The sequence below is a fragment of the Microbispora amethystogenes genome (assembly GCF_016863015.1).
Classification (GTDB): Bacteria; Actinomycetota; Actinomycetes; order Streptosporangiales; family Streptosporangiaceae; genus Microbispora; species Microbispora amethystogenes.
Genome location: NZ_BOOB01000034.1, coordinates 1 through 12,772, shown reverse-complemented (window position 1 = coordinate 12,772; position 12,772 = coordinate 1). Strand labels below are relative to the sequence as shown.

General features: G+C 71.6%; 12 protein-coding genes. 7 read left to right on the top strand and 5 right to left on the bottom strand.

What is annotated here, in order from left to right:
* Positions 1-120 precede the first annotated feature (120 nt).
* The 5 genes from Mam01_RS21540 to Mam01_RS21520 all read left to right on the top strand — a co-directional run bounded on the left by Mam01_RS21540 (position 121) and on the right by Mam01_RS21520 (position 4,178).
* Positions 121-864 carry a helix-turn-helix domain-containing protein gene (locus Mam01_RS21540; RefSeq protein WP_204287043.1) on the top strand — a complete coding sequence of 248 codons (744 nt, stop codon included), beginning with the start codon at positions 121-123 and terminating at the stop codon, positions 862-864.
* 30 nt (positions 865-894) lie between these two features.
* Positions 895-2,307, top strand: coding sequence for a 30S ribosomal protein S12 methylthiotransferase RimO (rimO, locus tag Mam01_RS21535; RefSeq protein ID WP_204287042.1), 1,413 nt, complete (start codon positions 895-897; stop codon positions 2,305-2,307).
* On the top strand, positions 2,304-3,077 hold the full coding sequence (pgsA, locus tag Mam01_RS21530; protein ID WP_204287041.1) for a CDP-diacylglycerol--glycerol-3-phosphate 3-phosphatidyltransferase: 774 nt from the start codon (positions 2,304-2,306) through the stop codon (positions 3,075-3,077). Before rimO ends, pgsA begins: the two co-directional genes overlap by 4 nt.
* Positions 3,074-3,568 carry a CinA family protein gene (locus tag Mam01_RS21525; RefSeq protein ID WP_204287040.1) on the top strand — a complete coding sequence of 165 codons (495 nt, stop codon included), beginning with the start codon at positions 3,074-3,076 and terminating at the stop codon, positions 3,566-3,568. The genes pgsA and Mam01_RS21525 overlap by 4 nt, the downstream gene beginning before the upstream one ends.
* A gap of 253 nt (positions 3,569-3,821) precedes the next feature.
* Positions 3,822-4,178 (top strand): helix-turn-helix domain-containing protein, encoded by a 357-nt coding sequence (locus tag Mam01_RS21520; protein ID WP_204287039.1) that lies wholly within the window; start codon positions 3,822-3,824, stop codon positions 4,176-4,178.
* Between the two features lie 197 nt (positions 4,179-4,375).
* On the opposite strand, the gene Mam01_RS21515 is transcribed toward Mam01_RS21520, so the two are convergent.
* From Mam01_RS21515 to Mam01_RS21505, 3 genes are all read right to left on the bottom strand, one after another.
* Positions 4,376-5,161 (bottom strand): DNA-formamidopyrimidine glycosylase family protein, encoded by a 786-nt coding sequence (locus tag Mam01_RS21515; protein ID WP_204287038.1) that lies wholly within the window; start codon positions 5,159-5,161, stop codon positions 4,376-4,378.
* 44 nt (positions 5,162-5,205) lie between these two features.
* Entirely contained in the window at positions 5,206-5,670 is a 465-nt protein-coding gene (locus Mam01_RS21510; RefSeq protein ID WP_204287037.1) for an RrF2 family transcriptional regulator, read from the bottom strand.
* A gap of 61 nt (positions 5,671-5,731) precedes the next feature.
* Positions 5,732-7,723, bottom strand: a complete 1,992-nt coding sequence (locus Mam01_RS21505; protein ID WP_204287036.1) for an endonuclease/exonuclease/phosphatase family protein — start codon at positions 7,721-7,723, stop codon at positions 5,732-5,734.
* A 263-nt stretch (positions 7,724-7,986) separates the two neighbouring features.
* Between Mam01_RS21505 and Mam01_RS21500 the strand changes: the two genes are divergently transcribed.
* A complete protein-coding gene (locus Mam01_RS21500; protein WP_204287035.1) occupies positions 7,987-9,165 on the top strand; it encodes an ROK family transcriptional regulator in 1,179 nt (392 codons plus the stop codon).
* 13 nt (positions 9,166-9,178) lie between these two features.
* On the opposite strand, the gene Mam01_RS21495 is transcribed toward Mam01_RS21500, so the two are convergent.
* Both Mam01_RS21495 and Mam01_RS21490 read right to left on the bottom strand, forming a co-directional pair.
* On the bottom strand, positions 9,179-10,228 hold the full coding sequence (locus Mam01_RS21495) for a multicopper oxidase domain-containing protein (RefSeq protein ID WP_204287034.1): 1,050 nt from the start codon (positions 10,226-10,228) through the stop codon (positions 9,179-9,181).
* A 110-nt stretch (positions 10,229-10,338) separates the two neighbouring features.
* Positions 10,339-11,586 (bottom strand): multicopper oxidase domain-containing protein, encoded by a 1,248-nt coding sequence (locus Mam01_RS21490; RefSeq protein WP_204287033.1) that lies wholly within the window; start codon positions 11,584-11,586, stop codon positions 10,339-10,341.
* 667 nt (positions 11,587-12,253) lie between these two features.
* On the opposite strand from Mam01_RS21490, the gene Mam01_RS21485 reads away from it, so the two are divergent.
* A partial coding sequence (locus Mam01_RS21485; RefSeq protein WP_204287032.1) for a cupredoxin domain-containing protein occupies positions 12,254-12,772 on the top strand: 519 nt, incomplete at its 3' end.

Genomic DNA, 12,772 nt, shown 5'->3' with positions numbered 1-12,772 from the left:
GACCGGCCGGACCCCGTCGCGTACTCTATGCCCTCCTATGACTACCCTTCGTAGTCGGTAGCTGATTGAATGGGACTAACTACGCATTGTGGGGCGGTCTGGAAGACAGGGGGCTTAACGATGAGCGTAGGTGCTGCGTTGGCCGAGGCCCGTGAGCGCGCCGGGCTGTCCGTGCGTCAGCTCAGCGAGCGCACGCGGATCCGCGAGGGCGTCATCGCGCGCTTCGAGGGGGACGACTTCTCGGTGGGCGACTTCTACGCGCGCGCCCACCTCCGTACCATCGCGTCCGGCCTCGGCCTGGACCCGGACGAGCTCGTGCGGCAGTACGCGCAGGAGCACCCGGACGGCGACTCCCCGGTCAGGACGTCGGCGCTGTTCGGAGGGGCCGCCGTGCTGCGTGAGCGGGGCCGCCGGGGCTCCGGCTGGACGATGGCCGTCGCGGTCGCCCTGGCCATCGTCGTGATCGTCGTCGTCGCGCGGATGCTCGGGGGCTCGGGAGACAGGACGGGCCCGACGGCCGTACGGGTCCCGGCGCCCGCCCAGCACGGGCAGGTGCACCACGAGGGGGCCCGGGAGGGCCGGAGCCTGGAGGAGGCCTTCGGGCCCGGCCTCGTGGTGGTCAAGGTCACCACGCGCAAGCCGTCCTGGATCGCCGTGAAGGACGCCAAGGGCAAGGCGATCTTCGAGGGCACGCTGCCGGAGGGCAAGACCACGACGTACTCGGCCAGGGACCGGGTGAAGCTGGTCATCGCCGACGCCGGGGCGGTGCGGCTCGTGGTCAACGGCAGGGACCTCGGCGCGCCCGGCAAGGACGGTCAGATGGTGCGGCGGACCTTCGCCGCGGGCGGCCCGAGTCCCCGTTAATCGCCGACTGCCGATACCGTAGTTCGCATCATGTCTTCTCGCCGAACCGTATCGCTGATCACGCTGGGCTGCGCCCGCAACGAGGTCGACTCAGAGGAGCTCGCCGCGCGGCTCGAAGCCGCCGGGTGGCAGACCGGTGACGACGACCCGGACGTCGTCGTCGTCAACACGTGCGGCTTCATCGACTCGGCGAAGAAGGACTCCATCGACACCCTGCTCGCCGCGGCCGACTCGGGCGCGAAGGTGGTCGCGGCGGGCTGCATGGCCGAGCGGTACGGCGCGCAGCTCGCCGACGCCCTGCCGGAGGCGTCCGTCATCTCCTTCGACGACTACGCGGAGATCGGGGAGCGGCTCGACGACGTCCTCGCGGGCAGGCCGCTGGTCCCGCACACCCCGCGGGACCGCCGCACGCTGCTGCCGATCAGCCCGGTGGAGCGCTCGGCGGCCCGGGCGCACATTCCCGGCCACGCCCAGGAGGACCCGCTGCCGCAGGGCGTCGCCCCCGCGAGCGGCCCGCGCACGCTGCGCAAGCGGCTCGGCTCCGGGCCGGTCGCCTCGCTCAAGCTCGCCTCGGGCTGCGACCGGCGCTGCACCTTCTGCGCCATCCCGGCCTTCCGCGGCTCGTACGTCTCGCGCGCGCCGGAGGACCTGCTCGCCGAGGCCGCCTGGCTGGCCGGTCAGGGCGTCAAGGAGCTGGTGCTGGTCAGTGAGAACTCCACGTCGTACGGCAAGGACCTCGGCGACCTGCGGGCGCTGGAGAAGCTGCTGCCGCGGCTGGCCGAGACCGAGGGCGTCGAGCGGGTGCGGGTCAGCTACCTGCAGCCCGCCGAGCTGCGGCCGGGGCTGCTCGACGTGATCGCCTCCTCCGAGGGGGTCGCGCCCTACTTCGACCTGTCCTTCCAGCACGCGAGCGGGCCGGTGCTGCGGCGGATGCGGCGCTTCGGCGACCCCCGGCGCTTCCTCGACCTCCTCGACCAGATCCGCGAGCGCGCGCCGGAGGCGGGCGTCAGGTCGAACTTCATCGTCGGCTTCCCGGGGGAGACCCAGGAGCAGTTCGAGGAGCTGGTGGGCTTCCTGGAGGAGGCCAGGCTCGACGTCATCGGCGTCTTCGGCTACTCCGACGAGGAGGGCACCGAGGCGTACGGCTTCGGGGACAAGCTCGACCAGGACGTGATCGACGAACGCGTGGCGACGCTCACCGAGCTCGCCGAGGAGCTGACCGCCCAGCGGGCCGAGGAGCGCATCGGCACCGAACTGGAGGTGCTCATCGAGGAGGACCTCGGTGACGGCGGCTACGAGGGCCGCGCGGCGCACCAGGGTCCCGAGGTCGACGGGGCGGTCACGGTGCAGGGCATCGGCCTGGTCCCCGGGCAGATCGTGCAGGCGGTCGCGGTCGACTCCGAGGGGGTCGACCTGATCGCCCGGATCAAGGCAGGCACATGACGGAGCGCGGCGAGCCGCCGGTGGAGGTGGCGGGCGCGGTAGAGGCCTCAGTAGAGACCACGGTCGAGGCGACCGCGGAGATCGGGCCGTCGCCGGCCGCCGCCGTCCCCGTCGCGCCTCCTGCGCTTGTGACCCCCGCCCCCGCGACACCGGCTCCCGTGGCGCCCCCCGCGCCCGTGGCGCCTCCGCCCGCCGACGGCGAGGAGGGGGCGGCCCGCCGCGTCAGCACCTGGAACATCGCGAACGCCCTGACCATCGCCCGCCTGGCGATCGTGCCCGTCTTCGTCGTCTTCCTGTTCGCCGAGGGCGAGGCCTGGCGGCTGGCGGCGCTGGGGGTGTTCCTGCTCGCCTCCATCACCGATCAGCTCGACGGCTGGCTGGCCAGGAAGTACGCGCTGATCACGGACTTCGGCAAGATCGCCGACCCGATCGCGGACAAGGCGCTGATCGGCGCGGCGCTGCTGTGCCTGTCGTACCTCGGTGACATCGCCTGGTGGGTCACCATCGTGATCATCGCTCGTGAGGCGGGAGTGACGCTGCTGCGCTTCCTCGTGATCCGGCACGGGGTCATCCCGGCCAGCTACGGGGGCAAGGTGAAGACCGTGCTGCAGATCGTGGCCATCGCGCTCTACATCGTGCCCGCCGTGCCCGACCTGGCCAGATGGACGGCGATGGGTCTCGCCCTGGTGGTCACGGTGGGGACCGGCGCCGACTACGTGGTGCGCGCGGTGCGGCTGCGGCAGGTGGCGAAGAGGGCGCGGACCATATGACGAGCGTGGCGACGCAGGTGCTGTCCCTGCTGGTCCGCCGGGGAGCGACGGCCGCCGTGGCCGAGTCGCTGACGGGCGGCCTGATCGGGGCCGCGATGACCGAGCCCATGGGAGCCTCCGCGGCCTTCCGGGGAGGGGTGATCGCCTACGCCACCGACCTCAAGGCGGGCATCCTCGGCGTTCCGCCCGGCCTGCTGCAGCGGGAGGGGGCGGTGCACCCGGACGTGGCGGCGGCCATGGCGACCGGGGTGCGTAAACTGACAGATTCGGACTACGGTCTCGCGGTGACGGGGGTCGCCGGCCCCGAGCCGCAGGACGGCAGGCCGGTCGGCACGGTCCACATCGCCCTGGCGGGGCCGGGGGAGCGGCTCTGGCACCGTGACCTGCTCTTGACCGGGACCAGGGACGAGATCAGAAAGGCGACCTGCCGGGAGGCTTTGGACCTGTTGGAAGGTGTGCTCCAGGCAAATTCGGGGGAACATCTCGGGTGATTACCGCGTTACGTCCCCAGCGAACATGCTCGCCACGGTCTGCCGCGGTGTCGCCCTCTACAGGTACGGTGGAGCTGTGAGTGAGGTCCGTGAGCCATCGGCGAGGAGCAAGACAGGCGCACGCCCGGCGAAGGGGCCGAGCGAACCAATGATGACGGCGAGGCGTATGTACGAAGGGCAGATGAAGAAGGGGCGACATGAGCCCACCGTGCGAGGCGTCGTGAAGGCGCCCCCCCTGGGGAGGGAGCGACAGATGATCCTGCTGCGTCAGCTGCTCGGTGACGTACTGCGGCGGCTGCGGGTGCGGCAGAATCACACCCTTCGCGAGGTCTCCACCGTGGCCCGTGTCTCACTCGGCTATCTGTCCGAGGTCGAACGCGGCCAGAAGGAAGCCTCCTCCGAGCTGCTCGCCTCGATCTGCGGCGCACTGGGTGTCCCACTGTCCCAGGTGCTGCGTGAGGTGTCCGACCAGTTCGCGCTCGCCGAACTGCAGGCCGCCCCCATGCTCGCGGAGCTGCCCGAGCACGAGCGGCTGCCGATTCCCGAGACCGTGCCCGCCGGCCCCGAGTTCGACGGCTTCCCCGAGGTCAAGGACATGGTCGCCGCGTAGACGGCGCTTCCGCCGCCCGGGCCTCGCCCCGTGGCAAGGTCGTGTCGCCGTGCCCGACGACAGACGCCCAGCCCCGGGTGTGTGGTCGGTATTGCCCTGGCACCCCTGGTGCCGCGGCACAGTGTCCGGCATGTGCCGGGCTGTATCACGACTGTTCCCTGTGCTTCTTTCCCCGTGTTCGTGTTCCCCTCGCGCCACTATGGGCGCTGGCAGGCGGGACACCAGTAGATGAGCCGTTCGGACGGCTGCGGACCCATCTCCGCCCTGCCGATCGGGCTGCCGCACCGCCGGCACGGACGGCGTGCCCTGCCGTACACGAGAAGTGACCGGCCGGGACGCGGATCACCGCTCGTCATCGGAAACGGCGCGTCCTTGCTCGCGTCGATCAGCCGGTGCGCGGTCGAGACCAGCGACTCCAGTGCCTCCGGCGGGATCGACCCCACGGCACGCCACGGCGACAGGCGCGCGGCCCACAGCGTCTCCGCCCGCCAGATCGTGCCGATCCCGGCCAGCACGCGCTGGTCGAGCAGCGCCTCGCCGATGGTCCGCCCGGGCTCCAGCAGCAGGTTGCGTACGGCCTGCGCGGGGTCCCAGTCGGGCCCGAGCAGATCCGGGCCGAGATGCCCGACGACGCGGTCCTCACGGCCGGTGGGCACGAGGTCGACCATCCCCAGCCGGGTTCCGACCGCCTGCCACTCGGCGTTCGCGAGGACCAGCCGCACCACGTCGCCCCGGGGCACCGGCCGGCCCGCCGGGCCGACCCGCCAGCTGCCCTCCATGCGCAGGTGCGTGTGGACGGTGAGCCCGCCCTCCACCCGGGTCAGGAGATGCTTGCCGCGCGGGATCGTGGTGAGCACGGCCCGGCCGCGCAGATCGGCGGTGGCGTGGCGGGGCACCCGGAAGTCGCTGCGGGTCAGCGTCCGGTCGTCGAGGGCCTTTCGCAGGCGCTTCGCGGCCCGATAGACCGAGTCACCCTCCGGCACGCAATCCTCCCGCCTCGATCAGGGGCCGACCAGTGACGGGCGGCTCACACCGGCGTGTGCGAGTCCCAGGCCGCCGGGTCGGCGGCCAGTTCGGTCACCCGCGCGGGCAGTTCGCCCTTGGCGATCTGCTCCAGGTTGACCTCCTCCAGGATGGCCCGCTCGCTCGCCCGCAGCGCGATCCACACCTGCTGCAACGCCTGGGCGGCGCCCTGGTAGCCGACGTGCTCGGGCCGCTCGCCCCTGACGTTGGCCAGGGGGCCGTCCACCGCGCGGATCACGTCGGCGAGGGAGATCGCGGCGGCCGGGCGGGCCAGCACGTAGCCGCCCTCGGGCCCGCGCTGACCGCGTACAAGGCCGGCGCGGCGCATCTGGAGCAGGATGTTCTCCAGGTATTTGGGGGGCATCTCCTGCCCCTTGGCCAGCTCGCCCACCGTTGTGGGTCCCTCGCCCGCGGCGGCGAGCTCGGCGGCGGCACGGAGGGCGTAGTCGACACGGGCAGAAAGTCGCATGTAGCCGATTATCCCGCCTGGTTGGCCTCGGTAGGACGCGGCCTCCGTTCTCACCCTGGTCTCATCCCACCCGCAGGCGTACGACGACCGGGAGGTGGTCGGAGAACGGCACCCGGGGGACGTCGGCGGCCACCACCGTGAGCCCCTTCGAGATGAGCACGTGGTCGATCCGCCGCACGGGAGCGTCGGCGGGCGAGGTCGGCGGGTCGCCGAGCGCCCGCAGCGGATCGGTCAGGCCCGCGGCCTCCAGCGCGCGCATCTGGAGATCGGACGGCGTGGTGTTGAGGTCGCCCGCCACGATCACCGGCCGCGGATCGGCCACGCCGACGCCAGGCGGGAGGGCCGCCGCGGCCAGCCGCCGGGCGATCGCCGCGACCTCGGGCGCCTGGCCCCGCGGCTCCTGCAGATGGGTGTTGACGATCCCCACCTCGTGGTCGCCGACCTGCAGCACGATCGACTGGGCCTGGGCGCCGGTCGGATAGCCGTGCCGGTTCAGCCGGGTGGAGCCGATCTCGGTGACGGGCAGGTTGGTGAGCAGCGCGTCGCCCCAGAGACGGTCGGCGGCGGGGGCGAAGTGACAGCGCATCCCGAGGCCCCGGGCGATCCGCGCCAGGTCGTCGTGCCCGCCGTTGAGCAGCCAGCCCCGGTCGACCTCGCTGAGCAGCACCACGTCGGGACGCCGAGACGCGGCCCAGGCGGCGATCCGGTCGAGGTCGAGCCGGCCGCCGAGCCCGAAGCCCATCCGGATGTTGTACGCCACGAGGGTGAACTCGTTCCCGGTGATCGGCCTCTCTGGGGGGAGGGGCTGCCAGGTGATGAGCCCGATCAGCAGCGCGATCGACAGCGCGATCGAGCCCCACCGGTGCGGCGCCCGTCGCACGGGTGCGGACCGATGCCGTCGGCCGCGCCGGAAGGCGATGACGGCGATCAGGGTGGCCACCGCGACCGGGACCACCGCGTTGGGGAACCCCAGATCGGCGTCGAAGGCGGCGTAGTAGAGGAAGACCGCCACCAGGAACACGAGCATCCCGCCGAGCACGGCGACGCCCGCACGCCGGGCCGCCACATCCGGGCGCACGCTCGTGTCATGTCCGCCGGTGTCCTGCGGGCCCGTGTCCTGTCCGCCCGTGTCCTGTCCGCCCGTGTCCTGTCCGATGGCGGCGGCGCAGGCGCCGAGGGCGACGGTCGCGACAAGGGCGGTGAGGCCGGTCAGACCGGCCTCCGTCCCCGCCACCCCGGCGACCAGGAAGAGCCCCGCCGTCCAGTTCCATGCCGTCCGGTTCCACGGCGCCGTCCAGGCGCACACCGCGGCGGCGCACCACGCCCCGGCCTGCAACGCGACCATCACTGCGGTGTAGGCCCCGCTGTGCTGCCCGGCCTCCTGCGGCACGAGGCCGGAGCCGCCGCCGTACATGCCCGCGAGCAGGAGCATCGGGCCGAACGCGAACCACAGGGCCGCCGGGGCCGGGCCGGGCGACGCGGGCGAGAGCCGTACGGACCCCAGGAAGGCGGCCCACAGGAAGAGAGCGCAGAGCGCGGCCACGGCGAGCCAGGGCAGCGGCCCGTCCCGCCAGACGAGGTCCACCCGGTCAATGGCCAGATGGAGGATCGACGCGCCCGCCAGGCCGCCGGTGAGCCCGGCCGGCACCCACGCGCCCCGGGTCGTGCGCGCGCAGCCGTAGAGGAAGACCAGCCCCGCCGTGACCCCGGCGGAGGCGAGCAGAAGTTGCGGTGTGCCCCCGTTCGCGCCCTGCAGGCACAGCCGGGCCGCGGCGAGCGCCGCCGCGCCCGCCACCAGGACGATCCGGGGCGACACGAGCCGCGCCACGGGGATCGCGGCGAACGGCAGGACGAACCACAGCGCGGCGTACAGCCCCATGCGTTCGGGAGAGGTCTCGCCCGCCCGGCCGTACAGGGTGATGAGGGACGGCAGGAACACCCGCACCACGTCGAACAGGAGCACGACGCCCGTCATGAGCATGACCAGCGGCCACGGGGGAGCCGGCAGCCCGCGGCGGGGCGGGGCCTGCGGCTGTCGGGCCGTCTCGGTCATGGCGTTCCCTCGTCTCGTCCGGCTCGCGCGGTCATATGAGCCATCCTCATGACTGGTGGGAGCGTTACCGGGAGCGGCGACCGGCGCGTTCTCCTCGCCTCCCGGCTCGCTAAGCTTTGCTGAAAACTTTGTTGCTCGTTCACGGGCGCGCGTCGTTCACGGGCGCCCGTGGTGGGATGCCGACGGGGGCCCGGCGAATCGGAGGGGCCGTGCGGGTGCGCGCCGACGGTGAGCGGGAGACTCAGACGAGGGGAAGCGGGAGTATGGAGCGACGTCCTGGCGTGCCCCGGCTGCTCCGGGAGATCAACGACCGGGCCGCCCTGGAACTGCTGCTCGCCTCGGGTCCCCTGACGCGTGGCCAGATCGGCCAGCTCACCGGACTGTCCAAGGTCACGGCCTCGCAGACGCTCGCGCGCCTGGAGGAGCGCGGCCTGGTGGAGGTCGTGGGGGAGCAGGCGGGCAACCGCGGCCCCAACGCGGCGCTCTACGGCGTGATCCCCTCCTGCGCGTACGTCGCGGGGCTCGACGTGGGGCCCGACCGGGTGTCGGCGGCGATCGCCGACATCAACGGCCACGTCGTCGCCGAGGTGACGGCGTCCCCCGACGGCGCGGACGACCCGGTGTCGCTGGTGCACTCCGCCGTCGTCAAGGCCTGCCGCGGCGGCAGAGTCGCGCTGTCGCGGCTGCGCGGAGTGGTGATCGGCACGCCCGGCGTCGTGGACCCCCGCACCGGGGACGTGCGTTTCTCCTTCGACCTCCCGCAGTGGCACGAGGGCATCCACGAGGCGCTGGCGCGGGACCTGCGCCGGGACGTCACGATCGAGAACGACGTGAACCTCGCGGCGATCGCCGAACGCGCGCGGGGCGCCGCCCGCGAGGCCGACGACTTCGTGCTCGTCTGGGTCGGCCGGGGCATCGGCCTGGCCGTCGTCCTGGGCGGGCGCCTGCACCGCGGCAGGTCGGGCAGCGCGGGGGAGATCGGATATCTCCCGGTGCCCGGGGTGCCCCTCGCCGACGACGTGCGGGCGATCCCCGGGCGGCTGCCGTCGCTGCGGGGCGGCCTGCAGTCGCTGGTCAGCTCGGAGGCGGTCGGCGAACTCGCCCGCGAGCACGGCTTCGGCGGAGCCACCGCGGCCGACTGCGTGACCGCCGCGGTCGCGGCGGGCGCCGCGGGCGAGCCCCTGCTCGACGAGGTCGCCGCGCGACTGGCGCTCGGCGTGGCCTCGGTGTGCGTGGTGCTCGACCCCGGCCTCGTGGTCCTGGCCGGGGAGGTCTGCCGGGCCGGCGGGGAGGGCCTGGCCGGCCGTGTGGAGGAGGCCGTGGCGCGCATCTGCCCGATACCGCCTCAGGTGATCACCAGCCAGGTGGACGGCAACCCGGTGCTGCGCGGCGCCGTCCTCGCCGCGCTCGACCAGGCCCGCGAGGAGATATTCACGGCGTAGGACGGCGTCGCCGTTACATGCCGTCCATGGAGTGGCCTGACATGCCGCTCATCGAGTGGCCCGGCATGTCGTCCATGGAGTGGCCCGGCACGTTCCCGTTCGCGTCGGTCACCGTGAACATCCCGGCCATCCCCATGTCGGAATGGCTCTGTACGTGGCAGTGGTACATCCACATTCCGGGGCCGACGCGTTCGCCGGCGATCACCTGGAAGCCGAACGACTCGGCGGGTCCGGTGGTCTTGGTGTCGATGATCCGGCTGTGGTCCTTCGGGCCTTGCAGCATGCCGGTGCGGTTGTCGGCCCAGCGGTGTCCGTGGATGTGGAAGGTGTGGAAGAGGTTCCCGTGGGCGATGACGATGAACTCGACTCGTTCGCCCAGCTTGGCGGTGAAGTCGGGCGCCTGGGTGAGGTTGTTGGTCTTCATGTCGTTGAAGACCACGGTGAGGGTCTTGTCGGGGAGGATGTCGCCGGTGCGGCGTACCACGAGTGGCCCGTAGAGTCCGCGCAGGATGCCGCCGGTGCCGTGGTCGGTGCCCACGACGTGGTCGTGGTAGTGCCAGTAGCCCGCGCTGCCGGGCTCGATGGTGCCGTCCGGGCGGTCGCCCGGGGTGTGGGTGCGCCAGGTGTAGACGTACCGGCCTCCCGGCTGCACCACGCTGTCGTTCATCCGCGTGCCGTCGCTGGAGGTTTCGTAGTCCACACCATGGACGTGCAGGCTGGCGGTCACGTCGGTGTTGTTGACCAGTTCGATTTCGAGGGTCTCGCCCTCGATCATCTCGATGAGGGGGCCGGGGATCGTGGGCTTGCCGGCCTCCAGGCCGTAGCCCAGCTGGCCGTCGGGCAGCTTCTCCGCATAGAGCGTGATGCGGCGGACGTCGCCCGGCGTGCCCGCGGTCTTGACCCCGGCCCTGGCCGCGGTCCTGCCCGCTGCCGTGGACGCGGGTGCGGCGGTGACCTGACTCGCCACGGCGAACGGCGCGACCGCGGCGGCTGTCGCCGCGGTGGTGGCGAAGGCGCGCCGGGAGAACAGGCGCCGCGTCACGTCAGTGTTTTTCTCGGTCATGGGTTCCCAATCGGTGACAGCACTCGCCCGGGTGCGGCGAGCTGGGGGTGGTCCGAGCTGGAGGATGGCTGGAGGATGGCTGGAGGATGGTCTGTGCCGGCGGTGTCAGGTCAGCCGCAGCTGATCGCGCTGTAGTCGGTCTCGTAGGTCGAGGTGACCTTCTTGCCGCCGATCGTCGCGGTCCCGGTCACGGTGACCTTGCCCGCGCCGATCTGCTTGGCCCGCGTGTTGAAGGACTGGTACGCCTGCTTGCCCGGAGCCACATTGGCCACGGTCGTCGAGCCGTACGGAGTCGTCAGCGTCACGGTCGCCGGCACGTCGCCGTGGTTGACGGCGGTGACCGCGACGTACACCGACGTGCCCACGCAGCGGGACGCGGCGGTGACGGTCAGCGGCACCTTCTCGCTCGCGCCGGTCACCGTGAACGTCCCGGCCATCCCCGCATCGGAGTAGCTCTGTACGTGGCAGTGGTACATCCACTTCCCGGGGCCGACGCGTTCGCCGGCGATCACCTGGAAGCCGAACGACTCGGCGGGCCCGGTGGTCTTGGTGTCGATGATCCGGCTCTGGTCCTCCAGGTCTTCCAGCATGCCGGTGCGGTTGTCGGCCCAGCGGTGACCGTGGAGATGGAAGGTGTGGAAGAAGTTGCCGTGGGCGATGACGACGAACTCGACTCGTTCGCCGAGCTCGGCGGTGAAGTCGGGCGCCTGGGCGAGGTTGTTGGTCTTCAAGTCGTTGAAGACGACGGTGAAGGTCTTGTCGGGGAGGATGTCGCCGGTGCGGCGCACCACCAGGGGTCCGTAGAGTCCGCGCAGGATGCCGCCGGTGCCGTGGTCGGTCCCCACGACGTGGTCGTGGTAGTGCCAGTAGCCCGCGCTGCCGGGTGCGAAGGTGCCGTCCGGGCGGTCGATCTGGGCGTGGGTGCGCCAGGTGTAGACGTACCGGCCTCCCGGCTGCACCACGCTGTTGTTCATCCGCGTGCCGTCGCTGTCCCACTCGTAGTCCACACCGTGGACGTGCAGGCTGGCGGTCACGTCCGTGTTGTTGACGAACTCGATCTCAAGGGTCTCGCCCTCGATCATCTCGATGAGGGGGCCGGGGATCGTGGGCTTGCCGGGCTCCAGGCCGTAGCCCAGCTGACCGTCCGGCAGTTTGTCCGCGTACAGGGTGATGCGACGGACGTCGCCCGGCGTACCCGCCGTCTTGTCCGCGGCCTTGTCCGCTGTCTTGTCCGCGGCCGCGGCGGTGACCTGACTCGCCACGGCGAACGGCGCGACCGCGGCGGCTGTCGCCGCGGTGGTGGTGAAGGCGCGGCGGGAGAACAGGCGTCGCGTCGCATCGGTGCTTTTCTCGGTCATGGTTCCCAATCGGTGACGGCGCTCGCCCGGGTGCGGCGAGCCGGGGGGTGGTCCGAGCTGAGGGGGTCGGGGGTGCCGGCGGCGAGCCGGCGCATATGACGTGAGGGCTGGGGGTGGGGCTCGGAGGCCGGCCTACGGGGCGCAGGGCATCCCGGTCCGGAGATATTCGCGCAGGTAAAGGGGCAGTTCAAGGGGTGCCTAGCAGGTCTTTCGCCGATTCTTCGATAAGAATGGTAACGAACTAGTGAACTTTGTCATCAATGTGGACTAAGTGCTGCCAGACTGTTACGTTTTCCGCCGTAGCGCCTGAGGATTCGGCCACCGGTCTCTGCAGGGATGGAGGACGTCACGGCACCGGCATCGGCGAGCCGGTGAGCACCGCGGCTGATCAGACAGTTCTTCCGAAGGTTGCTGTCGCACCCCCCAACCAAAGGAGTGGACGATGGGCCGAAGAGACCTCTTCGCACACCCCGATCACCCGCCTGGCGCCGCGCCGTGATCATAATGTCAAACGTCGCCCTGACCGTGGGAGCGGCGACGCCGCCCGTCATGGCCGCGCCGGCCTGAGAGGTACAACGGTATGCGCATCAGATCTTCTTCGGGCCTCCTCAGTGGTTTGCGGAGGGCGCTCAGAACCCCTGCCACGCTCGGACGCATCGTCCTGGTGATGTTGGCGGTGGCACTGCCGACGGTGTGGCTGTCGGGAGCCGGGGCCGCGGCACAGAGCCAGAGCCAGAGTCAGCAGGCCGGCCAGGCGGCGGAGCAGACGCTCGTCTGGACCGCCGACAACAGCTACACCGAGTACAAGTCCGCGCCGGCCACGGCGACGGCCGGCCCGGTGACGATCGTCTTCGAGACCAACGAGTCGACCGGCAACACCTTCGGGATGTCGCACACGCTGACGTTCGACGTCTCCAGCCCCGGCTACAACCACGACGTCAACGTCAACATCATGGCCAGCCCCTTCGACACGAGCGGGGGCAGGCACGAGGTCCAGGTGAACCTCACCCCCGGAACGTACCGCTACTACTGCATGATCCCCGGTCACGCGGGCATGGTCGGCGAGCTCGTGGTCACCAGCGCCGGTCCCACCGACACGACGCCGCCGCAGGTCTCGGCGTCGGTGTCGGGCGACAAGGACGCCGACGGCAACTACGTGAGTTCCGCTTCGGTGACCGTCTCGGCC

Coding starts and splice junctions, on each gene's coding strand:
- Mam01_RS21540 (WP_204287043.1), top strand. CDS start 121: ATGAGCGTAGGTGCTGCGTTGGCCGAGGCCCGTGAGCGCGCCGGGCTG.
- rimO (WP_204287042.1), top strand. CDS start 895: ATGTCTTCTCGCCGAACCGTATCGCTGATCACGCTGGGCTGCGCCCGC.
- pgsA (WP_204287041.1), top strand. CDS start 2,304: ATGACGGAGCGCGGCGAGCCGCCGGTGGAGGTGGCGGGCGCGGTAGAG.
- Mam01_RS21525 (WP_204287040.1), top strand. CDS start 3,074: ATGACGAGCGTGGCGACGCAGGTGCTGTCCCTGCTGGTCCGCCGGGGA.
- Mam01_RS21520 (WP_204287039.1), top strand. CDS start 3,822: ATGATCCTGCTGCGTCAGCTGCTCGGTGACGTACTGCGGCGGCTGCGG.
- Mam01_RS21510 (WP_204287037.1), bottom strand. CDS start 5,670: ATGCGACTTTCTGCCCGTGTCGACTACGCCCTCCGTGCCGCCGCCGAG.
- Mam01_RS21505 (WP_204287036.1), bottom strand. CDS start 7,723: ATGACCGAGACGGCCCGACAGCCGCAGGCCCCGCCCCGCCGCGGGCTG.
- Mam01_RS21500 (WP_204287035.1), top strand. CDS start 7,987: ATGGAGCGACGTCCTGGCGTGCCCCGGCTGCTCCGGGAGATCAACGAC.
- Mam01_RS21495 (WP_204287034.1), bottom strand. CDS start 10,228: ATGACCGAGAAAAACACTGACGTGACGCGGCGCCTGTTCTCCCGGCGC.
- Mam01_RS21490 (WP_204287033.1), bottom strand. CDS start 11,586: ATGACCGAGAAAAGCACCGATGCGACGCGACGCCTGTTCTCCCGCCGC.